The 20510-nt window shown below is 56.4% G+C and carries 35 protein-coding genes; 11 read left to right on the plus strand and 24 right to left on the minus strand.

Annotated features, from left to right (window positions below; all coding sequences use genetic code 11):
- Positions 1–75 (plus strand): EF-Tu C-terminal domain-related protein (locus tag AC2FND_RS04560; RefSeq protein ID WP_211198660.1); only part of this gene is annotated, 75 nt, incomplete at its 5' end.
- Positions 76–160: 85 nt separating this feature from the next.
- Here AC2FND_RS04560 and AC2FND_RS04565 read toward each other — a convergent pair.
- The gene (locus AC2FND_RS04565; protein ID WP_496768194.1) at positions 161–613 is read right to left on the minus strand and encodes a hypothetical protein; all 453 of its coding nucleotides are present in this window, start codon (positions 611–613) and stop codon (positions 161–163) included.
- A 228-nt stretch (positions 614–841) separates the two neighbouring features.
- On the opposite strand from AC2FND_RS04565, the gene rpsJ reads away from it, so the two are divergent.
- From rpsJ to AC2FND_RS04585, 4 genes are read left to right on the plus strand one after another with little or no spacing between them, the layout of a single operon-like run.
- A complete protein-coding gene (gene rpsJ, locus AC2FND_RS04570) occupies positions 842–1156 on the plus strand; it encodes a 30S ribosomal protein S10 (protein WP_008756422.1) in 315 nt (104 codons plus the stop codon).
- An 18-nt stretch (positions 1157–1174) separates the two neighbouring features.
- Complete coding sequence (gene rplC / locus AC2FND_RS04575) at positions 1175–1900, plus strand: 50S ribosomal protein L3 (protein ID WP_171638102.1); 726 nt, start codon at positions 1175–1177, stop codon at positions 1898–1900.
- Positions 1897–2514 carry a 50S ribosomal protein L4 gene (gene rplD, locus AC2FND_RS04580; protein ID WP_171638100.1) on the plus strand — a complete coding sequence of 206 codons (618 nt, stop codon included), beginning with the start codon at positions 1897–1899 and terminating at the stop codon, positions 2512–2514. Before rplC ends, rplD begins: the two co-directional genes overlap by 4 nt.
- Positions 2511–2807, plus strand: coding sequence for a 50S ribosomal protein L23 (locus tag AC2FND_RS04585; RefSeq protein WP_170609990.1), 297 nt, complete (start codon positions 2511–2513; stop codon positions 2805–2807). The genes rplD and AC2FND_RS04585 overlap by 4 nt, the downstream gene beginning before the upstream one ends.
- A gap of 282 nt (positions 2808–3089) precedes the next feature.
- Here AC2FND_RS04585 and AC2FND_RS04590 read toward each other — a convergent pair whose 3' ends face one another.
- The 23 genes from AC2FND_RS04590 to AC2FND_RS04700 all read right to left on the minus strand — a co-directional run bounded on the left by AC2FND_RS04590 (position 3090) and on the right by AC2FND_RS04700 (position 16110).
- Entirely contained in the window at positions 3090–3302 is a 213-nt protein-coding gene (locus AC2FND_RS04590; RefSeq protein ID WP_496768196.1) for a DUF1127 domain-containing protein, read from the minus strand.
- A gap of 247 nt (positions 3303–3549) precedes the next feature.
- On the minus strand, positions 3550–4377 hold the full coding sequence (locus tag AC2FND_RS04595; RefSeq protein ID WP_496768197.1) for a VOC family protein: 828 nt from the start codon (positions 4375–4377) through the stop codon (positions 3550–3552).
- 134 nt (positions 4378–4511) lie between these two features.
- Positions 4512–4700: a 50S ribosomal protein L30 gene (gene rpmD, locus AC2FND_RS04600; protein WP_170613764.1), complete on the minus strand. Its 189-nt coding sequence runs from the start codon at positions 4698–4700 to the stop codon at positions 4512–4514.
- Between the two features lie 12 nt (positions 4701–4712).
- The gene (gene rpsE / locus AC2FND_RS04605; protein WP_209505839.1) at positions 4713–5282 is read right to left on the minus strand and encodes a 30S ribosomal protein S5; all 570 of its coding nucleotides are present in this window, start codon (positions 5280–5282) and stop codon (positions 4713–4715) included.
- A 186-nt stretch (positions 5283–5468) separates the two neighbouring features.
- Positions 5469–5828, minus strand: coding sequence for a 50S ribosomal protein L18 (gene rplR, locus AC2FND_RS04610; RefSeq protein WP_010437103.1), 360 nt, complete (start codon positions 5826–5828; stop codon positions 5469–5471).
- Positions 5829–5839: 11 nt separating this feature from the next.
- Positions 5840–6373, minus strand: a complete 534-nt coding sequence (gene rplF / locus AC2FND_RS04615; RefSeq protein ID WP_039523384.1) for a 50S ribosomal protein L6 — start codon at positions 6371–6373, stop codon at positions 5840–5842.
- Between the two features lie 11 nt (positions 6374–6384).
- Complete coding sequence (gene rpsH / locus AC2FND_RS04620) at positions 6385–6777, minus strand: 30S ribosomal protein S8 (RefSeq protein WP_209505841.1); 393 nt, start codon at positions 6775–6777, stop codon at positions 6385–6387.
- A 13-nt stretch (positions 6778–6790) separates the two neighbouring features.
- Entirely contained in the window at positions 6791–7096 is a 306-nt protein-coding gene (gene rpsN, locus AC2FND_RS04625; protein WP_010437098.1) for a 30S ribosomal protein S14, read from the minus strand.
- A gap of 19 nt (positions 7097–7115) precedes the next feature.
- Positions 7116–7676, minus strand: coding sequence for a 50S ribosomal protein L5 (rplE, locus tag AC2FND_RS04630; protein ID WP_209505843.1), 561 nt, complete (start codon positions 7674–7676; stop codon positions 7116–7118).
- Entirely contained in the window at positions 7669–7980 is a 312-nt protein-coding gene (rplX, locus tag AC2FND_RS04635) for a 50S ribosomal protein L24 (RefSeq protein WP_010437096.1), read from the minus strand. The genes rplE and rplX overlap by 8 nt, the downstream gene beginning before the upstream one ends.
- 2 nt (positions 7981–7982) lie before the next feature.
- Complete coding sequence (gene rplN, locus AC2FND_RS04640) at positions 7983–8351, minus strand: 50S ribosomal protein L14 (RefSeq protein ID WP_011567679.1); 369 nt, start codon at positions 8349–8351, stop codon at positions 7983–7985.
- Positions 8352–8426: 75 nt separating this feature from the next.
- Complete coding sequence (gene rpsQ / locus AC2FND_RS04645) at positions 8427–8657, minus strand: 30S ribosomal protein S17 (RefSeq protein ID WP_209505845.1); 231 nt, start codon at positions 8655–8657, stop codon at positions 8427–8429.
- Positions 8658–8661: 4 nt separating this feature from the next.
- A complete protein-coding gene (rpmC, locus tag AC2FND_RS04650) occupies positions 8662–8868 on the minus strand; it encodes a 50S ribosomal protein L29 (protein ID WP_496768200.1) in 207 nt (68 codons plus the stop codon).
- A 186-nt stretch (positions 8869–9054) separates the two neighbouring features.
- Positions 9055–9438, minus strand: a complete 384-nt coding sequence (locus AC2FND_RS04655) for a type II toxin-antitoxin system death-on-curing family toxin (protein ID WP_496768264.1) — start codon at positions 9436–9438, stop codon at positions 9055–9057.
- The gene (locus AC2FND_RS04660; protein ID WP_496768201.1) at positions 9431–9616 is read right to left on the minus strand and encodes a hypothetical protein; all 186 of its coding nucleotides are present in this window, start codon (positions 9614–9616) and stop codon (positions 9431–9433) included. The genes AC2FND_RS04655 and AC2FND_RS04660 overlap by 8 nt, the downstream gene beginning before the upstream one ends.
- 126 nt (positions 9617–9742) lie before the next feature.
- The gene (locus tag AC2FND_RS04665) at positions 9743–10363 is read right to left on the minus strand and encodes a 2OG-Fe(II) oxygenase family protein (protein ID WP_496768203.1); all 621 of its coding nucleotides are present in this window, start codon (positions 10361–10363) and stop codon (positions 9743–9745) included.
- Positions 10364–10599: 236 nt separating this feature from the next.
- Positions 10600–11013, minus strand: a complete 414-nt coding sequence (gene rplP / locus AC2FND_RS04670; RefSeq protein WP_170615802.1) for a 50S ribosomal protein L16 — start codon at positions 11011–11013, stop codon at positions 10600–10602.
- 12 nt (positions 11014–11025) lie between these two features.
- Positions 11026–11736 (minus strand): 30S ribosomal protein S3, encoded by a 711-nt coding sequence (gene rpsC, locus AC2FND_RS04675; protein ID WP_209505853.1) that lies wholly within the window; start codon positions 11734–11736, stop codon positions 11026–11028.
- Entirely contained in the window at positions 11736–12116 is a 381-nt protein-coding gene (gene rplV, locus AC2FND_RS04680; protein WP_209505855.1) for a 50S ribosomal protein L22, read from the minus strand. Before rplV ends, rpsC begins: the two co-directional genes overlap by 1 nt.
- Positions 12117–12119: 3 nt before the next feature.
- The gene (gene rpsS, locus AC2FND_RS04685) at positions 12120–12398 is read right to left on the minus strand and encodes a 30S ribosomal protein S19 (protein ID WP_005980699.1); all 279 of its coding nucleotides are present in this window, start codon (positions 12396–12398) and stop codon (positions 12120–12122) included.
- Between the two features lie 3 nt (positions 12399–12401).
- The gene (gene rplB / locus AC2FND_RS04690; protein ID WP_170531634.1) at positions 12402–13244 is read right to left on the minus strand and encodes a 50S ribosomal protein L2; all 843 of its coding nucleotides are present in this window, start codon (positions 13242–13244) and stop codon (positions 12402–12404) included.
- 216 nt (positions 13245–13460) lie between these two features.
- Complete coding sequence (locus AC2FND_RS04695; RefSeq protein ID WP_496768206.1) at positions 13461–14762, minus strand: hypothetical protein; 1302 nt, start codon at positions 14760–14762, stop codon at positions 13461–13463.
- Between the two features lie 313 nt (positions 14763–15075).
- Positions 15076–16110 (minus strand): fatty acid desaturase, encoded by a 1035-nt coding sequence (locus AC2FND_RS04700; protein WP_496768208.1) that lies wholly within the window; start codon positions 16108–16110, stop codon positions 15076–15078.
- Positions 16111–16430: 320 nt separating this feature from the next.
- Between AC2FND_RS04700 and rplO the strand changes: the two genes are divergently transcribed.
- The 6 genes from rplO (at position 16431) to rpsK (ending at position 20434) form a co-directional block, all read left to right on the plus strand.
- On the plus strand, positions 16431–16904 hold the full coding sequence (gene rplO / locus AC2FND_RS04705) for a 50S ribosomal protein L15 (protein WP_480508519.1): 474 nt from the start codon (positions 16431–16433) through the stop codon (positions 16902–16904).
- 110 nt (positions 16905–17014) lie between these two features.
- On the plus strand, positions 17015–18379 hold the full coding sequence (gene secY / locus AC2FND_RS04710) for a preprotein translocase subunit SecY (RefSeq protein WP_209505860.1): 1365 nt from the start codon (positions 17015–17017) through the stop codon (positions 18377–18379).
- Positions 18376–19020 (plus strand): adenylate kinase, encoded by a 645-nt coding sequence (locus tag AC2FND_RS04715; protein WP_267363761.1) that lies wholly within the window; start codon positions 18376–18378, stop codon positions 19018–19020. Before secY ends, AC2FND_RS04715 begins: the two co-directional genes overlap by 4 nt.
- 16 nt (positions 19021–19036) lie before the next feature.
- Positions 19037–19396, plus strand: a complete 360-nt coding sequence (locus AC2FND_RS04720; RefSeq protein ID WP_480508515.1) for a hypothetical protein — start codon at positions 19037–19039, stop codon at positions 19394–19396.
- 264 nt (positions 19397–19660) lie between these two features.
- On the plus strand, positions 19661–20029 hold the full coding sequence (rpsM, locus tag AC2FND_RS04725) for a 30S ribosomal protein S13 (RefSeq protein ID WP_209505862.1): 369 nt from the start codon (positions 19661–19663) through the stop codon (positions 20027–20029).
- Between the two features lie 15 nt (positions 20030–20044).
- Positions 20045–20434, plus strand: coding sequence for a 30S ribosomal protein S11 (gene rpsK / locus AC2FND_RS04730; protein ID WP_170462414.1), 390 nt, complete (start codon positions 20045–20047; stop codon positions 20432–20434).
- The last annotated feature ends 76 nt before the right edge of the window (positions 20435–20510 follow it).

The raw sequence follows: 20510 nt of genomic DNA on the forward strand, positions 1-20510 counted from the left end.
AACGGCCTGCGCTTCGCCATCCGCGAAGGCGGCCGCACCGTCGGCGCCGGCGTCGTGTCGAAAATCGTAGAATAATCCGTAGGCCGGGCTTCAGCCCGGCACATCGGTGAAACAAAGAAGGCCGCTCCATAAGGGGCGGCCTTTTGCTTATTGTAGTTCTTCAACTGAGATTTCGCCAAAAAACAATTAAACTGATAGTACTTGGAAACATGACCCAGAATATAACCGCTGCCGCCAAGGCTGGCGCAAAAAGGAAAATTATGATCATCCAACCGGGTGCTTGCATTAGGCCAAACCATGCTCCTGACAGCGCAAAGAACAGGAAGGTCAAAACCAATACAGCTCCTCCAATTTTCTTTGCACAGTTAAAAACTTCTTGGGTGCCTGCCTTTGCTTCGTATCGTTTGAAATAGAATTTTGCTGCCAAAGCCGCTCCGATCGCAAAAGGTAGCAACAACAGTGAAATCTGGGCAGTGGACCCGATAATACCAAAGCGTCCGAAAGGCACTCCACGGGGTATACCCATTAAATCATGGGAAAAAATGGAAATGAGATGAGATACCGCGATGCTAGGTATCAAGAATAGCCAAAACTGCCAGAATGCTTTGGTCAATGCTGAATCTCGCTTTATTCATTTCACCGGTTTAGACAATGCTCGTTTTGTGGTTTTGAGAAAAGGCGGGTAATACCCCCTTGCCAAATCCCGCCAACCCCACTAATACGCGCGAGTTCTCAACAAGAACGTCAAGGCGGGGTGATTCCCGCCTTTTGGGTTCGATGAGGGTTGGCGATGCGCGTCTGTCCTCCTCTCAACCCCAACGCCTGATAAAAGGCTGTTATTATGCAAAGCCAAAATATCCGTATTCGGCTGAAGGCATTTGACTATCGCGTTCTGGATGCCAGCACGCAAGAGATCGTCAACACTGCCAAGCGGACCGGCGCGAACGTGCGCGGCCCGATCCCGCTGCCGAACAAGATCGAGAAGTTCACGGTTCTCCGTGGCCCTCACGTTGACAAGAAATCCCGCGACCAGTTCGAGATCCGCACGCACAAGCGTCTGCTCGACATCGTTGATCCGACCCCCCAGACCGTGGATGCGCTGATGAAGCTCGACCTGGCTGCTGGTGTGGACGTCGAGATCAAGCTGCAGTCGTAAGATCGGAGGGTATAGATTATGCGCTCTGGTATTATCGCAAAAAAAGTTGGCATGACCCGCCTGTTCATGGAAGACGGCAAGCAGATCCCTGTGACCGTTCTTCACCTGGACAACCTGCAGGTTGTTGCACAGCGGACCGCTGAAAAAGACGGCTACACCGCCGTTCAGCTGGGCGCTGGTGCTGCCAAGGCAAAACGCACCTCGAAGGCCATGCGCGGCCACTACGCCGCTGCCAAGGTCGAGCCCAAGCGCAAGCTGGCCGAGTTCCGCGTCTCCGAAGATGGCCTGATCGAAGTGGGCGCCGAAATCTCGGCAGAGCACTTCCTGGCCGGTCAGAAGGTTGACGTTTCGGGCACCTCGATCGGTAAAGGCTTTGCCGGTGCGATGAAGCGCCACAACTTCGGTGGTCTGCGCGCCTCGCACGGTGTGTCGATCAGCCACCGTTCGCACGGCTCGACCGGTCAGTGTCAGGATCCGGGCAAGGTGTTCAAAGGCAAGAAGATGGCCGGTCACATGGGTGCTGCCCGTGTTACCACCCAGAACCTCGAGGTTGTCAAAACCGACGCCGACCGTGGTCTGGTCTTCATCAAAGGCGCCGTTCCCGGACCGAAATCGGGCTGGGTCACCGTCAAGGACGCCGTGAAGAAGAAAGCACCGGAAGGCCTGCCTTTCCCGGCTGCTGTGAAATCGGCTGCAACCGAAGCACCTGCGGAAGAAGTATCCGCGGAAGGTGGTGAAGCATGAAACTTGATGTAATCAAACTGGACGGCGGCAAGGCCGGCGACATCGAGCTGGATGCAGACCTGTTCGGCCTCGAGCCGCGCGCGGACATCCTGCACCGTGTGGTCCGTTGGCAGCGTAACAACGCGCAGGCCGGCACCCACAAGGTCAAGACCCGCTCGGAAACCAGCTACTCGACCAAGAAGATCTACCGCCAAAAGGGCACCGGTGGCGCACGCCATGGTGACCGTAACGCGCCAATCTTCCGCAAGGGTGGTATCTACAAGGGCCCGACCCCACGTTCGCACGGCCACGACCTGCCGAAGAAGTTCCGCAAGCTTGGCCTGCGCCACGCTCTGTCGGCCAAAGCCAAAGCAGGTGAACTGGTTGTGATCGAGAACGCCGAAGCCGAAGGCAAGACCGCCGCACTGGCCAAACAGGTTGCAAACCTGGGCTGGAAACGCGCTCTGGTCATCGACGGCGCGACCGTGAACGAAGGGTTCCTGAAGGCGTCGCGCAACATCGAAGGTCTGGATATCCTGCCGTCGATGGGTGCAAACGTTTATGACATCCTCAAGCGTGACACCCTGGTGCTCACCAAAGCGGCTGTCGAAGCACTGGAGGCTCGTCTGAAATGAGCGCGAAGGCAGAACACTACGACGTGATCCGCAAGCCGATCATCACCGAAAAGTCGACCATGGCGTCCGAAAATGGCGCGGTTGTCTTTGAAGTGGCGATCGAAAGCAACAAGCCGCAGATCAAAGAGGCCGTTGAGGCGCTGTTTGGTGTGAAGGTCAAAGCGGTGAACACCACCGTGACCAAAGGCAAGGTCAAGCGGTTCCGCGGCCAGTTGGGCCGTCGGAAAGACGTCAAGAAAGCATATGTGACCCTGGAAGAGGGTAACACAATCGACGTAAGCACCGGTCTCTGATCCAACGCTTACAGCGACATTTTTCGGCCCCGGTGGATCACTCCTCCGGGGCCGATTTCGTTTCAGGCGTCAAAGCTTTGGGTTTGCGCGTCAGGGCAGGGCGGTCACACGTCCTCCAGTGGCCGCTCAGGGGGATTCTGGCGTCAACAGCACATTGGGCCGCATCAACAGCCATCGCACCCTCTGACGGCCGCTGAGCGGCCTGCTCGCGGGGTAGGGCCTGCGCTGAACATAGAAAAGGCGCCCTAAGGCGCCTTTGGGTCGTTTCAATAGTGTGAATGGTTACGAGCAATATACGTGCCGGTGCGCGATATCTGCGATGTCGCAGCGGCGGATGCCGATATCGTCCAGCTCACGGTTGCTCAGACGCTGCAACTCGGTATAGGTGCGCTGATACTCAGCAGCACGTGCGTGGGCTGTTTTGATCCGTGTGATCATGTCAGCGATCCGGGTGCCGAAGTTGAAGCCGGTATGGGTCAGTGTCGCAGTTGTCATCTCTGTATTCCTTTCTCGTATCAGGGCGTATTCCCTGACGTTTCCTTTTGAGTTCCTTCATTGGACAAGGCAGAGATAGGAGCGTTTGCTATCGCTAACAACGCAGATTTTGGTCTAGCCGGTATGCATGCGGCGAATAACATTCGCGGGTTGGCTTGTTCGTAGCCTGGTTCCCATTCCTATTGGCATGGATTTTGCAGTTGACCTGCAAATCGACGCGATGGCCATCTGCGGTTTGCAGCGACCTTTAGTTTGTTCCTAAAACCGGACCCACCTGCTGAAATGCAAAATAAAGCCCCGTCGGATCGCGAAATACACGCGGTGCATGCTGCGCGCTATTCCGTGATCGAACACGCACTTCGGACGCTCCAAGCGTCAAAGCATCACGTACCGCATTCTCGATAGCAGTGACCTTGATTCCAGGTAGCCAGGCGCATCTTTCACGTATCTTTTTATCTGGTGAAGCAACCACAGGAATATGTGAAAGCCACTGACCTGGCCCGGCCGCGCCCGTGCCATCCGTCTTCGAAGATGTTCGGTCAAACAACGATTGGTAGAATTCGACTGGAAACTCCGGGCCTTCGCTCAGATAAACCTCTGTTGTGAACTGTTGTGTAGGTATCGGGTAATCATGTTGTGAAACGGAAATGCCAAACCTGGCCCCTAATGGGTCCAACAATAGGCAGTTTCGCCCGACGCCGGGCACATCAAAGGGGCGTCGAATGATGTGCGCGCCCAGCTTCTCGGCACGCTTTGAATACTTATCAACATCGGGAACTTCGAAATAGGGAAGCCAGCCGGCATCAAAACCCGCTGGAGTTATGGTCAATCCACTTCCGGCTTCCCCATTCAGAAGAGCAAGAGTGAATTCCCCTTTTCCCCGACCCCAGACATAGTCTTCGGTGCTTTCCTTAATGAAATCCCACAACGCTACACGGCCATAGAAAGCCTTGGAAGCGTTCAGATCAGGCGTAAAGAGGTCATGCCATACGATCCGTCCTGTCTTATCCGCACTCACTTCAAGAACCTCCTGCGTGGAACACGCTGGGTAGTTCATCACAACCCAATTGGTCATTGATACAGATCAATCAGAACACGCCGCTCCTGAGATCCGGGTTGGAAAAAGGAATCCCCAAGATACTAAAGTGCCAACAAAAAACGCCCCCGATTTGACCGGAGGCGTTTTTGTTCTTTCCGATGAAGACGGGCTTAGCCGCGCTCTTCGACGATCTCAACCAGATGCGGGATCTTGCGGATCATGCCGCGCACCGAAGGGGTATCCTCCAGCTCACGGGTTTTGTGCATCTTGTTCAGGCCCAGGCCGATCAGGGTTGCGCGCTGTTCGGCGGGGCGACGGATCGGCGAGCCGACCTGTTTGACGACGATGGTTTTTGCCATGACGTGCTCTCCTTATGCTTCTGCTTCAGCAGCAGCCGGTGCGTCGTCCCGCTTGGGCAGGATGTCAGCAACCTTTTTGCCACGACGTGCGGCAACCGAACGCGGGCTCTGCTCTTTCTGCAGGCCGTCGATTGTGGCGCGGATCATGTTGTAGGGGTTCTGCGAGCCCAGCGACTTGGAGACAACGTCCTTGACACCCAGCATTTCGAACACGGCACGCATCGGACCACCGGCGATGATACCGGTACCTTCAGGCGCAGCGCGCATAACCACTTTACCGGCGCCGTGACGGCCCTCGATGTCGTGGTGCAGGGTCCGACCTTCGCGCAGCTGTACGCGGATCATCTGACGCTTGGCTTGCTCAGTCGCCTTGCGGATGGCTTCAGGTACTTCTTTCGCTTTACCCTTGCCAAAGCCGACGCGGCCTTTCTGATCGCCGACAACCACCAGAGCGGCGAAGCCAAAGCGCTTACCACCTTTTACGGTTTTCGACACGCGGTTGATTGCGACCAGGCGATCTGCAAATTCCGGTGTTTCTTCACGGTCGCGGCCACGGCCTCGACGGTTTTCACGTTCTGCCATTTGGCATCCCTTTTCCTCTAGAGGCGCTCGCGGCGCCAATTACTCAATCGAAGTGAACCCGCGAATGACATTCCGGGGCTCCCCGATCATCGAGGCGGGCGGACCCGCCTTCAAAGTGCCGGTGCCGGGCTGAAGCCCGGCCTACGGCGTCGTTTCCGGTAGGCCGGGCTTCAGCCCGGCACACCATCAGATCTTCAGACCACCTTCACGCGCAGCGTCGGCGACAGCCTTCACTTTGCCGTGGAACAGGAAGCCGCCACGATCGAAATAGGCCTCTTCGACGCCTGCCTTCTTGGCACGCTCGGCGATGGCCGCGCCGACTTTCGTCGCCGCTTCGACGTTGTTCTTGCCAACAACACCCAGATCTTTTTCCAGGGTCGAGGCCGAGGCCAGGGTCACGCCACGTACGTCGTCGATCAGCTGAACAGAGATGTTCTTGTTCGAACGGTGTACGGACAGGCGCGGACGACCCGCGTTGACCTTGCGAAGTTTGTTCCGAACGCGCAGGCGGCGCTTCAGAAACAGGGTTCTTTTGCTGTTTGCCATTGTCTGCGTCCTTACTTCTTCTTGCCTTCTTTGCGGAAGATGAACTCGCCCTTATAGCGGATGCCCTTGCCTTTGTACGGCTCGGGGCGGCGCCACTCGCGGATCTTGGCCGCGGTTTCGCCCACCAGCTGCTGGTCGATACCTTCCACAACGATCTCGGTCTGCTTCGGTGCGGTGATGGTGACACCTTCCGGAGCTGTGAAATCTACATCGTGGCTATAGCCCAGGTTCAGCTTCAGGGTGTTGCCCTGCATCTGCGCCCGGTAACCCACACCCTGAATCTCCAGCTCTTTTTTGAAGCCTTCGGTCACACCAGTTACCAGGTTGGCAACCATGGTGCGGCTCATGCCCCACTGCTGGCGGGCACGCTTGGACATGCCGCGAGGGTCGATCTTGACCACGTTGTCTTCAACCGACAGCGTCACGTCGTCGGTGGCGGTGAAGCTGCGGGTGCCTTTCGGACCTTTGACTTCGATGGTCTGACCCGACACAGAGGCGGTAACGCCGCTGGGCAGCTCGACCGGTTTTTTACCAATACGAGACATTGCAGACCTCCTTAGAAGACGGTGCAGAGCACTTCGCCGCCAACATTGTTGGAGCGAGCGTTTGCGTCCGACATCACACCTTTCGGAGTGCTGACAATCGACACGCCCAGACCCTGACGGACCTGCGGGATGTCATTGACGCCCATGTATACGCGGCGACCGGGTTTCGAAACCCGCTTCAGTTCGCGAATGACAGGGGTGCCTTCGTAGTATTTCAGGCTGATTTCGATGGCCGGATGACCGTTTTCACCGGTCGTCTTTTCATAGCCACGGATGTAACCTTCGTCCGCCAGCACGTCCAGAACCCAAACACGCAGCTTTGACGCCGGAGTGGATACGGTGGACTTGCCGCGCATTTGCGCGTTGCGGATACGGGTGAGCATATCGCCGATAGGATCATTCATATCTATGTCTCCCTTACCAGCTCGATTTCACCATGCCGGGGATCTGACCAGCAGAACCCAGCTCGCGCAGCGCGATACGGCTGACCTTCAGCTTACGATAGTAAGCGTGGGGACGACCGGTCAGCTGACAACGGTTGTGCAGACGGGTAGCCGAGCTGTTGCGCGGCAGTTTCGCCAGTTTCAGACGCGCCTTGAAGCGCTCTTCCATCGGCTTGCTCTCGTCATTCGCGATTTCTTTAAGCTCGGCACGCTTTGCGGCATATTTGGCCACCAGGCGTTCGCGCTTCTTCTCGCGTTCGATCATTGCTTTTTTAGCCATGTCTCAATCCTCCCGGCGCTTACGCGTTGAACGGCATGTTGAATGCTTTCAACAGTGCCTTTGCTTCAGCGTCGGTTTTCGCTGTGGTGGCAATTACGATATCCAGGCCCCAGACCTCGTCGACCTTGTCGAAGTCGATTTCCGGGAACACGATGTGCTCTTTCATGCCCATGGCAAAGTTGCCACGACCGTCGAAAGAGGGCTTAACACCGCGGAAGTCACGAATACGCGGCATCGCGATCGTGATCAGACGATCCAGGAATTCGTACATCCGGTCACCGCGCAGGGTCACTTTCGCACCCAGCGGCATGTCTTCCCGGACGCGGAAACCCGCGATCGATTTCTTCGCCTTGGTTGCAACGGCCTGTTGACCGGCAATCGCAGTCAGATCCTCGACAGCAGCTTTCGCTTTCTTCGAGTCTTTGACGGCCTCAGCACCACAACCGATGTTCAGAACGATTTTTTCCAGCTTGGGCAGCTGCATGTCGTTCTTGTAGCCGAACTCTTCTTTCAGAGCGGCACGGATGGTCTCGGCGTACTGCGCTTTCAGGCGCGGGGTGTAGGTTGCGTTATCAAGCATCGATCACGTCCCCTGTGGTCTTGGCAAACCGCACCTTCTTGTCACCTTCCATACGGAAGCCAACGCGGGTTGCTTTGCCGTTCTTATCCAGCAGTGCCAGGTTCGACAGCTCGATCGGGTTTGCCTGAGGCAGGCGACCACCTTGCGAGGTTTGCGACTGGCGGGTGTGGCGGATGGCGATGTTGATACCATCGACAACAGCTTTACCGGCTTTGGGGTCAACCGAGGTGATAGTCCCCTCTTTGCCCTTGTCCTTGCCGGCCAGCACGACGACCTTGTCGCCTTTGCGGAGTTTAGCAGCCATGATTACAGCACCTCCGGAGCCAGCGAGATGATTTTCATGAAGTTCTTCGCGCGCAGTTCACGAACAACGGGGCCAAAGATACGGGTACCAATGGGCTCGTTGTTGTTGTTCAGGATGACGGCGGCGTTGCGATCGAAACGGATCGCGGTGCCGTCTTCGCGACGGACTTCTTTGGCGGTGCGTACGACGACGGCCTTGCGGACGTCACCTTTCTTTACGCGGCCGCGCGGGATGGCTTCCTTCACCGAGACGACAATGATGTCGCCGACGGAGGCGTATTTACGCTTGGAACCACCCAGGACCTTGATGCACTGAACTCGGCGTGCGCCAGAGTTGTCAGCGACATCCAGATTGGTCTGCATCTGGATCATGTGGTTTCTCCCGACCTGTGGGGGCTGGTCTGATTAAATCCCCCAGGGTTTCGACAAATGAAAAATCCCGGAAGCTTACGCTTCCAGAACTTCCCAACGTTTCGTCTTCGATTTCGGCGCGCATTCGATGATGCGTACAGAGTCGCCGACCTTGAAGGCGTTCTTTTCGTCATGAGCCCGGTATTTCTTGGACTTACGAACGGTTTTGTGCAGCAGCGGGTGCTTGAAACGGCGCTCGACCAGCACGGTGATGGTCTGTTCGTTGGCGTCGCTGGTCACGGTGCCTTGCAGGATACGCTTGGGCATCTGATTACTCCTCGGATGCCGCGGCAACGGCCTTTTCGTTCAGGATGGTTTTGACGCGGGCAGCGTTGCGGCGGGCCGCTTTGATGCCAGCAGTGTTTTCCAGCTGACCGGTTGCCTGTTGAAAGCGCAGGTTAAAGCTTTCTTTCTTCAGGTTGACCAGTTCCTCGCGGAGCTGATCAGGGGTCTTGTCACGCAGTTCTTGGGCGTTCATCGCCTTTTTCCTTTGCTCAAAACACCAGAAGGCCCCGTACACGGGTCACCTTTGACCTGGTGGATGAATGATAGACATACGAATCGCCCGACAACGCCGGGAGACCGCAAGATGCCGCTCTATAGGGGTTTGGGGAGTGGGTGGCAAGAGGAAGTTTAGAGACCGAACTTTAAAGATCAAACATCCTCAAGAAGTTCTTGCCAATCTCGTTTTGAACCAAGCATGCAAGTTGTCGAAGTCCAATTCACCTGCAGCCACAGAAACGACCAGATCATCGATTGGTTCTTCGTCGTCTATCTCTAATTTGTAGCCACTGCGGTCGATCAGAATTTCAACCATCAACCATGCTGTTCGCTTGTTGCCATCCACGAAACCATGGTTGCCAACCAAACTTTGCAATAGCGCCGCTGCTTTACGAGAAATGGAACGATGATAACCGGAATAAGGTCGCCCCAACGCTGATTCGATGAGGTCTAGACTTGTAACGCCGTCGCGACCGCCATAGGTTAGCGCTTCATCATGGGCAGTGATGGCATCCGCAAGCGTTACCCTGTAGTGGGATTTACCGATTAGCCAAACGCTTCAACGCAGACTTGCGTTTCTCCGAAGCCTCCTTCACGACAGAAACAGTTTTTACTCCGGGTTTTTTCAGACCTGAAGAAGACTTCACTTCCATGAAGCGTCCTGTTTTTGTGTCACGCGCAATGTACCCGCCTTTTACCGTCGTTTTTCTGGCTGTCGTAGTCATAACCTACTCCTCAGTACACTCATAATATGGCGATAGCCTGTGACCATAGCAAGCCTATTAGCTCTATCATACAGTTCCTTAAGCGACAGTTCACAAACCGTCCACAAATGCAAATCTCACAAACGGTCAGTCCCACTTATAGTTGAAACTCACCGAAATCCGCTCTTCCTCGGCCATGTTCATCGGCACCTCGTGGCGCAGCCAGCTTTCCCATAGCAGGACATCGCCCACCTGCGGCTTCATATAGATGAAGGGCTGCAAATCGCGTCGCCCGCCTTTCAGCCGCGTCGGCGCGGCCATCATGCGGCCCGAACGCGGGTCTTCCAGCTTTAGCGCGCTCGCGCCTTCAGGCATCGCCACATAGGTGGTGCCGGAAATCACACTGTGCGGGTGCAGATGGCTGGAATGCATGCCACCCTCGGGCAGGATGTTGATCCACAGATCTTCCAGCTTCAGCTTACCCTCACCCAGATCAAACTCCAGATCCTTGGCAAAAGCCGCCACATGGCTGTCCAGCGCCTTGACCAAATCGGCGAATATCGGAAACCGCCAGGGCAGGTCGGTCAGCGAGGCATAGCTGGTGTAACCGGGATAGCCGTTTTCTTCGCACCAGTCCTGACCGGCCTCGTCATCCTCGGCGACGACAAGGCACGAGTTTTCCAACTCTTCCGCATCGATCGGGGGACCGAATTCGGACAAAGAGGCACGATAGAGGCGGGTGACGAAGAGTGATTCAATCTGTGGCATGGCGCCGTCTTAACCCAGCCGCGTGGCGAAGGCGATGGCTGTTTTGCGAGGCTCTGCCTCGCGCTCCGGGATATTTGCGGCCAGATGAAGAACGGATCCCCTGCTTCATCTGGCTGCAAATATCCCGGGGGAGGCGCGCGGCACGCGCGACGGGGGCAGAGCCCCCTATGGAAAAACCCCCGCCGGTGTTCCGACGGGGGTCAATCTTGTCACGAGCGGGGGTGCCCCCGGATCGCTTACCAGTCTTCGCGAACCACGACGCGGGTCTTTATCGGCAGCTTCATCGCAGCCAGGCGCAGGGCCTCGCGGGCGATGTCGTCATTGACGCCGTCGATCTCGAACATCACGCGACCGGGCTTAACCTTGCAAACCCAACGGTCGACCGAACCCTTACCTTTACCCATACGAACTTCGATCGGCTTTGCCGTAACCGGAGTGTCGGGGAAGATGCGGATCCAGACACGGCCCTGACGCTTCATGTGACGCGTCATGGCACGACGTGCAGCTTCGATCTGGCGTGCGGTTACACGCTCAGGCTCAATCGCTTTCAGGCCGTAGGTGCCAAAGTTCAGATCAGAGCCGCCCTTGGCTTCGCCCTTGATCCGGCCTTTGTGCATCTTGCGGAATTTTGTACGCTTTGGTTGAAGCATATCTTTCCCTCCTTAGCGACGACCGCCACCAGCACCACGAGGTGCAGGGCCGTCCTGGAGTTCCTGTGCTTTACGGTCACGTGCCTGCGGATCGTGCTCCATGATCTCCCCTTTGAAGATCCAGACCTTGATCCCGATGATCCCGTAGGGGGTCATCGCTTCGGCATGTGCGTAATCGATGTCGGCGCGCAGAGTGTGCAGCGGCACACGGCCTTCGCGGTACCATTCGGTCCGTGCGATTTCGGCACCACCCAGACGGCCAGCGACGTTCACCCGGATACCCAGGGCGCCCATGCGCATGGCGTTCTGTACGGCACGCTTCATCGCGCGGCGGAACGAAACACGGCGTTCCAGCTGCTGAGCGATCGACTCGGCAACCAGCTGACCGTCAAGCTCGGGCTTGCGCACTTCGACGATGTTCAGGTGCAGTTCGCTGTCGGTCATCGCAGCCAGCTTCTTGCGCAGAACTTCGATGTCCGCACCTTTCTTGCCGATGATGACACCCGGACGTGCGGTGTGGATCGTAACGCGGCACTTCTTATGCGGACGTTCGATGATCACACGGGCAACACCGGCCTGCTTGCACTCTTTCTGGATGAACTCACGGATCTTGAGGTCTTCCAGAAGAAGATCACCGTAGTCCTTGGTATCTGCGTACCAGCGGCTGTCCCAGGTGCGGTTGACCTGAAGGCGCATGCCGATCGGATTGACTTTATGTCCCATTAGGCTTGCTCCTCAACTTGACGCACCTTGATGGTGATCTCCGAGAACGGCTTCATGATCTTGCCGAAACGGCCACGGGCCCGCGGGCGACCGCGCTTCATGACCAGGTTCTTGCCAACCCAGGCTTCGGCGACGATCAGCTCGTCAACGTCCAGGTTGTGGTTGTTTTCGGCATTCGCGATTGCGGACTGCAGGCACTTCTTGACGTCCTGCGCGACACGCTTGTTCGAGAAAGTCAGGTCGGTCAGGGCCTTCTCGACTTTCTTGCCGCGGATCATAGCTGCTACCAGGTTCAGTTTCTGCGGGCTGGTGCGAAGCATGCGCGTTTTCGCCATTGCTTCGTTTTCAGCCACGCGGCGGGGGTTCTTTTCCTTGCCCATGACTTACTTCCGCTTCGCTTTTTTGTCTGCGGCGTGGCCATAATAGGTCCGTGTCGGCGAATATTCACCGAACTTCTGACCGATCATGTCTTCCGAGACGTTTACCGGGATATGCTTCTGGCCGTTGTACACACCAAAGGTCAGACCCACGAACTGGGGCAGAATGGTGGAACGACGCGACCAGATTTTGATGACTTCGTTGCGGCCCGACTCGCGCGCTGCTTCGGCTTTTTTCAGCACGTAAGCATCGACGAAAGGACCCTTCCAAACAGAGCGAGACATGGATTAACGTCCCTTCTTCTTGGCGTGCCGCGAGCGGATGATCAGCTTCTGGGACGCTTTGTTCTTGTTGCGGGTACGCTTACCCTTGGTGTCCTTACCCCACGGCGTAACCGGTGTACGGCCACCCGAGGTACGACCCTCACCACCACCATGCGGGTGATCGATCGGGTTCATTGCAACACCACGAACCGACGGACGAACGCCCTTGTGGCGCATACGACCGGCTTTACCGAGGTTCTGGTTGCTGTTGTCGGGGTTGGACACGGCACCGATGGTGGCCATGCATTCCTGACGGACCATGCGCAGCTCGCCCGAGCTCAGACGGATCTGAGCGTAACCGCCATCGCGGCCCACGAATTGCGCGTAAGTACCGGCCGCACGTGCGATCTGACCGCCTTTGCCAGGCTTCATCTCGATGTTGTGGACGATGGTACCGATGGGCATGCCCGAGAACGGCATTGCGTTGCCCGGCTTGATATCGGCCTTTGCCGACGCGATGACCTTGTCACCAACAGCCAGACGCTGCGGAGCCAGGATATACGCCTGCTCGCCGTCTTCGTATTTTACCAGTGCGATGAACGCGGTCCGGTTCGGGTCATATTCGATCCGCTCGACGGTTGCCGCGACATCAAATTTGTTCCGTTTGAAGTCAACGATCCGGTAGAGACGCTTTGCGCCACCGCCGCGGCGGCGTGAAGTGATCCGTCCGGTGTTGTTCCGGCCGCCCGATTTGGTCAAACCCTCTGTAAGAGACTTGACCGGACGTCCTTTCCAAAGCTCCGAACGGTCGATCAGCACCAGCCCGCGCTGGCCCGGCGTCGTCGGCTTGTACGACTTGAGTGCCATGCTTTCTGTCTTCCGTTTAGCAAGTGCAGGGGAGGTCCCCCGCTATGTGATAGGCCCCCGTAGGTGCCAAAGGTATAGGGCCCCGAAGGTCCCCGGTTGCAAAATATCTAAGGCCCCGGAACGAATCCGAGGCCGCAAGATTGGGAGCGTTTAGCAGTGTTGGCGGTGGGTGGCAAGGGGGGAGAACCGTTAAGTTAATGCGTCGAGCAAAACCTCCTAGCTTTTATCTAGAGCTTTTGAGATCGCTTGCGAAACAATAGTGGAAAACCTGTCCGCTATCGATTGCAAAGTGCCATCATCAATCCTACTTGCCCCACCCGACACTTGGTTGTGTTGTTGACCAAACATTCGCCCAATCAGTTCAGCCTTGATCCTCCTTTGATCGGATTCTTCTAAGCTAGCCATGAAAGGGTCTAGAGCCTTAGTTTCCAGAGCAAATGATCGCATTTGCTTCTCATTGTCACGATGCAGCTTTGATTGCCTAGAGGCGTAGCCGGCAGTAACAAGTAAGATAGCCGTAAGCGATGCCGCAGTAGTAATGTTAGCCCAGTTTAGTGCGCCATTTTCGTTCTGCTCAAATCCCATCCAGTATCTAAACCCCAGCCAAATAACCGCGGCAGCAAGCGCCCCCATTGATATCCAGCGCCATAAGTCAGCCTCTTTCTTCTCTTCTCCAGCACTACTTTGATATCCCCCCGCGACACTATCTCTTCCAACCAATTTGTGAATCTCCAAAACGGCTTGGTGTTTCTCCCTGACGTCTTCTAGAGTAGCTTCTCCTTGCTGCTTGAATGACTTCAGTAGAGCCGTGAGCTTGTCTATTTGAGCTTTGCCAATTGCCTCGTGCTGACTATCAACTTTCGTTCGCCAATCAGATAGTAACTCCTCGAACTTTGCTTCGCGCTCGATTTGAGCTCCTGAGTACTCCTCGGCCCTAGCCGTTTGCTTCTCTGTGAAATCAGATTGCCACTCTGACAGCCTTGCTTCCGTGTCCGTCGAAAGGCTTTCTAGCCTATGGCTTAATTCGTTTGACTTATTTTTGAGTTCTGTGTTTTGTGCGTCGGTTTCTTCGAGTTTCTTGCGTGTGTCTCGCAAAAATTCATCCATGGATGACGAGAGTGATTTAAAAGCATCTTCGGAATGTCGAATTACTTCCTGAGACTCTGGGAGCCGCGACATTGCTGCCAAATGATAAATTTGCGGAGCATATTGTGTGATATGATTGTTGGCGGATTGCAGGGCACCCAATTGAGGCGTTGCAGCGTTATTCTGGACCTGTTGAAAAAAATTTGGGTTCCTCAAGTGTTGATTGATTTGGTCCAACCAAGCTTGCGGTACAAATTCAGCGTCCAAACCAGTTACTATCTCGCGCAGGTTTTCGACGACTTTCTTCAAACGTCTCAACTCGTCCTGATGATCGGTTTCCAGTGCTTTCGTATCAACGTCTAATAACTCTGCTGTTTGACGCAGCGTTTCATGCAACGGGTGATTGTCAAAATCGTTCGACCAGCGAGACAACTTACATTCCTTCCAAATCAATATCTGCACACTTTATGCATGCAAAACACCAAGTGCTAGAGGTTGCAGGAAAGCCTAAGACAAAAAATCTCCGTTTTCGCGAAGGCATTTTCTCTGTCAAAAAGCCCGCCGCGTCATCGACTGCCCGTCCCGGCGGGCTGGCGCTTTGGGGACGTTTGCGTCTCGCTAGGAATTCGGATGTATCTGGCACCATAAAGCGCACTGATCAGGCGTGACAGCGCCATCCCACGGGCAGTTGCTGGCGCGGCTCATCGCTCCGCTGGAACAGTCAGGATCAGGGACGGGTTGCCCCTCACCCATACAAAGCGCGGGCCTCGGCGAAGGACAGCAGTCGACGGCTTTGCTCATCCCACAGGTGCAGGCGCGCGTTGGCGAGGCTTTCGCGGATGGTCATTCGGTTGCTGTTGGCCAACTCATCATGGTCGCGCAGCACTTCGGTCAGGCGATAGAACGGAATGCGGCTGTACAAATGATGCACGTGGTGGATGCCGATATTGGCGGTGAACCACTGCAACACGGACGGCAATATATAATGAGAGCTTCCGTGCAGCGCCGCTTCGTGCAACTGCCAGTCTTCATCGGCGTCCCAATGCGTGTCCTCGAACTGGTGTTGTACATAGAACAGCCATACCCCGGCGGTGGCGGCAATCAGGGTCGAGGGCAGGAAGATCAACACCATCGGCATCAGCCCGCCAAAATAGTAAATGGCCACAAGCGCAACCAGAATGGCAAGATTGGTGGCCATCGCGCTGACCCAGAACCGGACGCTGTCGGTCAGTCCCAGTGGAAGGCGGTTCTGAAACAGGAACAGATAACCGGGGCCAAAGACAAACAGGGTGATCGGGTTTCGATACACACGATACCAGAACCGGTTCATCGGGGTTTTCGCCTGATATTCGGCCACGGTCAGGGTGTGGATATCGCCCATACCGCGCTTGCCCAGATTGCCGGAACTGTTGTGATGTGTGGAATGCGTGCGGCGCCAGACATCATAAGGTGTCAGCGTCAGAACTCCGATCGCGCGTCCAACCCAGTCGCTGACCGTCCGGTTCTTGAAGAACGCGCCGTGCCCGCAATCATGCTGGATGGCAAACAGGCGCAACAGAAAGGCCGCGTTGAGAACGGAAATCGCAAAAGCCAGCCAATAGCTGACCGACAGCGACATCCAGGACAAAGCCCAGAGCGCGAAGAAGGGGATGATACTGACGCCCAGTTCAAACGCGCTGCGCAGCTGATCGGGTTCGCGATATTTGGCAAGCGTTGTGACCCAGTCACATGCAGCGGTAGCCCCAGGCTGTGTCCGGGTCGGAAGAGTGGTTTCAGTCATGCGCCTGCCAAGTTCTTGTTTGTGGCAATCCGGATAGACTACCGCCCGGTCATGGCAAGCGATATTTGCCAAAATCGCCATATTTCGTGCTCAATTTTCGGTCAGACCCCGGTGAAGGTGTCCTTTTGGGTTCACCTTGCGGGGCTGGTCCCGGGGCTTTGGCCGGTCAGGCCGAGCGGCTGGCGATCTACAGGCTTGCCAAGGGGGATCATCGGGCCTATACGCCTGCGGTGGCTTTTTGGCCGCGAGAATCAAAACCAAGAAATGCCGTGTTTGGCCCATCACGCTTCGGGGGTCATATCCGGCTTAGGAGAAGCGAAATGAAACTGAACGAATTGCGCGACAATCCTGGCGCCGCCCCAAAACGCACCCGCGTTGGCCGTGGTCCGGGTTCCGGCAAAGGTAAAATGGGTGGCCGTGGTATCAAAGGCCAGAAATCCCGCTCGGGTGTGGCCATCAATGGCTATGAAGGCGGTCAGATGCCCTTGTACCAGCGTCTTCCCAAGCGTGGCTTCAACAAGCCCAACCGCAAGGAATTCGCCGTCATCAACCTGGGCCTGATCCAGAAATTCGTCGAAGCCGGCAAGCTGGACGCCAAGGCTGCGATCACCGAAGACGCTCTGGTTGCGTCCGGTCTGGTCCGCCGCAAGCTGGACGGTATCCGCGTTCTGGCCAAAGGCGAGATCAGTGCCAAGGTGAATCTGGAAGTGACCGGTGCGTCGAAAGCTGCTGTCGAGGCAGTTGAAAAAGCGGGCGGTTCACTGAAAGTCACAAAAGCCGCTGCGGCAGAGTAAGCGCTTGTGAGCGGGCAAAGACCCGCTTACATAGACTTCAGAGTTTTCCAAGACGCCGTCCGAGCCGGAAAACGGTTCCGGGCGGCGTTTGCATAAGAGAGACCGACTTTATGGTATCAGCAGCAGAACAAATGGCAGCCAACACAAGCTGGGCTGCCCTTGGCAAGGCCACCGATCTGCGCAACCGCATCCTGTTCACGCTGGGTTTGCTGATCGTCTATCGTCTGGGCACCTTCATTCCGGTGCCGGGGATCGACGGAGCAGCATTGCGCGAGTTCATGGAGCAGGCGGGGCAGGGCATCGGCGGCATGGTTTCGATGTTTACGGGCGGGGCGCTTGGCCGAATGGGCATCTTTGCCCTTGGCATCATGCCCTATATCTCGGCCTCGATCATCGTGCAGCTGCTGACATCGATGGTTCCCGCGCTCGAACAGCTCAAGAAAGAGGGCGAGCAGGGCCGCAAGAAGATCAACCAATACACCCGTTTCGGCACCGTGGCACTGGCCACCGTGCAGGCCTACGGTCTGGCTGTGTCGCTGGAATCGGGCGATCTGGCGACCGATCCGGGCCTCTTCTTCCGCATGTCGACCATGATCACGCTGGTTGGTGGCACCATGTTCCTGATGTGGCTGGGTGAGCAGATCACCGCGCGCGGCATCGGCAACGGTATCTCTCTGATCATTTTCGTCGGCATCATCGCCGAGGTTCCCGCCGCCCTGGCGCAGTTCTTCGCGTCGGGCCGTTCGGGCGCAATCAGCCCCGCTGTGATTGTTGGCGTGATCGTGATGGTGATTGCCGTCATCATGTTCGTGGTCTTCATGGAACGGGCGCTGCGAAAGATCCATATTCAGTACCCGCGCCGTCAGGCCGGGATGAAAATCTATGAAGGCGGCTCCAGCCACCTGCCGGTCAAGGTCAACCCCGCGGGCGTGATCCCGGCGATCTTTGCCAGCTCGCTGCTGCTGCTGCCGGTGACGATCTCGACCTTCTCGTCGGGCGCTGCAAACGGGCCGGTCATGTCGTGGCTGCTGGCCAATTTCGGCCCCGGACAGCCGCTGTATCTGCTGTTCTTCGCGTCGATGATCGTGTTCTTTGCGTATTTCTACACGTTCAACGTGTCGTTCAAGCCGGATGATGTGGCGGACAACCTGAAAAAGCAGAACGGGTTCGTGCCCGGTATCCGCCCCGGCAAGAAAACCGCCGAGTATCTGGAATACGTGGTCAACCGCGTACTGGTGCTGGGTTCGGCCTATCTGGCCGCCGTCTGTCTGCTGCCTGAAATCCTGCGGGGCCAATTTGCCATCCCGTTCTATTTCGGCGGCACCTCGGTTCTGATTATCGTCTCCGTGACCATGGATACGATCCAGCAGGTTCAGAGCCATCTTCTGGCGCACCAATACGAAGGGCTTATCGAAAAGTCTCAACTGCGCGGCAAAAGCAAGAAACGCGGCAGGAAGGGACCCTCTCGTCGATGAATATCATTCTGTTGGGCCCCCCGGGGGCAGGGAAAGGAACGCAGGCGCGTCATCTGGTTGAAACACGCGGCATGGTGCAGCTCAGCACGGGCGACATGCTGCGCGAAGCCAAGACCTCGGGCACCGAGATGGGCCGCAAGGTTGCGGCGATCATGGACGCGGGCAAGTTGGTCACCGATGAAATCGTGATCGGCCTGATCGAAGAGAAACTGACCACCGAAACAGGCGCCGGTTTCATCTTTGACGGCTTTCCCCGCACGCTGGCGCAGGCCGATGCTCTGGCCGCTTTGCTGGCCAAGCTGGGCCAGTCGCTGCACACCGTGATCGAGATGCGCGTTGATGACGACGCGCTGGTGGGCCGGATCACCGCACGCTCAACCTGCGGCGGGTGTGGCGAGGTCTATAACGACAACACCAAGCCGATCCCGGCAGATGGCAAATGCACCAATTGCGGCAAGGAAAATGATTTCCAGCGCCGCGCCGATGACAATGAAGACAGCCTGCGCACGCGCCTGATGGAATACTACAAGAAGACGTCTCCGCTGATTGGCTATTACTACGCCAAGGGCGATCTGCGCCCCGTGAACGGGCTGGCGGATATCAAGGAAGTGACGGCGTCGATCGAGGCGATACTGGGTTAGTCCGCCGGGACTTCGTATGATTTATCGAAACGCAGCTGTGCCTCCTGAATTGGAGCCAAAGATTGATCTTTATAGAGATCTTTTGGAAGAGGGGCGCAGCCTTTTCTTAAAGTCTACGAAGCGATGGTTTTTGCTTGGATTACCCATCGTTGCATTGTGGCTGTTCTTGGCAGAGTACATTTTGCAGTATATCAGCGTTTCTCTGTTCTACCTCTTCACTGTATTTGGTTTACCTGCTTTGATCACGTGGGATATCCGCCGTAAGCGGGATGCTTTGCAAAACCAGATTTTCGCTATTCAGTATGAGTTTCAACGAAAGGGATTGAGCATCGCTCACGATCCAGGGTCAAACATCAGCGTTGATAAGTGGTCTTAACTGCTCCAAAGTTCGCGATATCTAGGCTTTTGAGTTCTCTGTAATTACCTTCGAGATTGACGGTCCTCGTTTCGGACTTGACGCCAGCGCCAAAAGCCCATATCGACCCCCATCCCTAAAGGGAATCAAGACCGCATGCGGGATTCGTCCCAATTGCCCCGACCACCTCGAATAATACTGGACCCTCTGGCGTCACTGCCACGGTAAAGTGTTGTGAAAAAAGGTTCCGGAGTTACGGAACCGCAACAAAAAGGAAAGTGACACGTGGCACGTATTGCCGGCGTAAACATCCCGACTGCAAAGCGGGTTCCAATCGCCCTCACATATATCACCGGTATCGGCAACACCTCGGCCAACGCAATCTGCGAAGCCGTGGGCATTGAAGCGCACCGCCGCGTCAATGAACTGTCGGATGCCGAAGTTCTGGCCATCCGTGAACATATCGACGCCAACTACACCGTCGAAGGTGACCTGCGTCGCGAAGTTCAGATGAACGTCAAGCGTCTGATGGACCTGGGCTGCTATCGCGGTCTGCGTCACCGCCGCAACCTGCCGGTTCGCGGTCAGCGTACCCACACCAACGCTCGTACTCGCAAAGGCCCCGCAAAGGCCATTGCCGGTAAGAAGAAATAAGAGGGGGTCTGACCGATGGCACGCGATAAGACTCGCATCAAGCGCAAAGAGCGCAAGAACATCGCATCGGGCGTTGCCCATGTGAACTCGACCTTCAACAACACCAAGATCCTGATCTCGGACGTACAGGGCAACGCCATCTCGTGGTCGTCTGCCGGTACCATGGGCTTCAAGGGATCGCGGAAATCTACTCCGTATGCCGCGCAGATGGCTGCGGAAGACGCAGGCAAGAAAGCGCAGGAACATGGCGTCAAGACGCTGGAAGTCGAAGTTCAGGGCCCCGGTTCGGGTCGTGAATCGGCTCTGCGCGCACTGGCTGCCGTGGGCTTCAACATCACGTCGATCCGCGACGTGACACCGATTGCTCACAACGGCTGCCGTCCGCCGAAGCGTCGTCGCGTCTAAGCGATCTGGAATTAAGCTGGGGCTGTGTGTTTACACGGCCCCAGCACGTCATTTTGAACCTCGGGCGTCTGCACCT

It is taken from the genome of Ruegeria sp. BHSB056, from assembly GCF_059613305.1.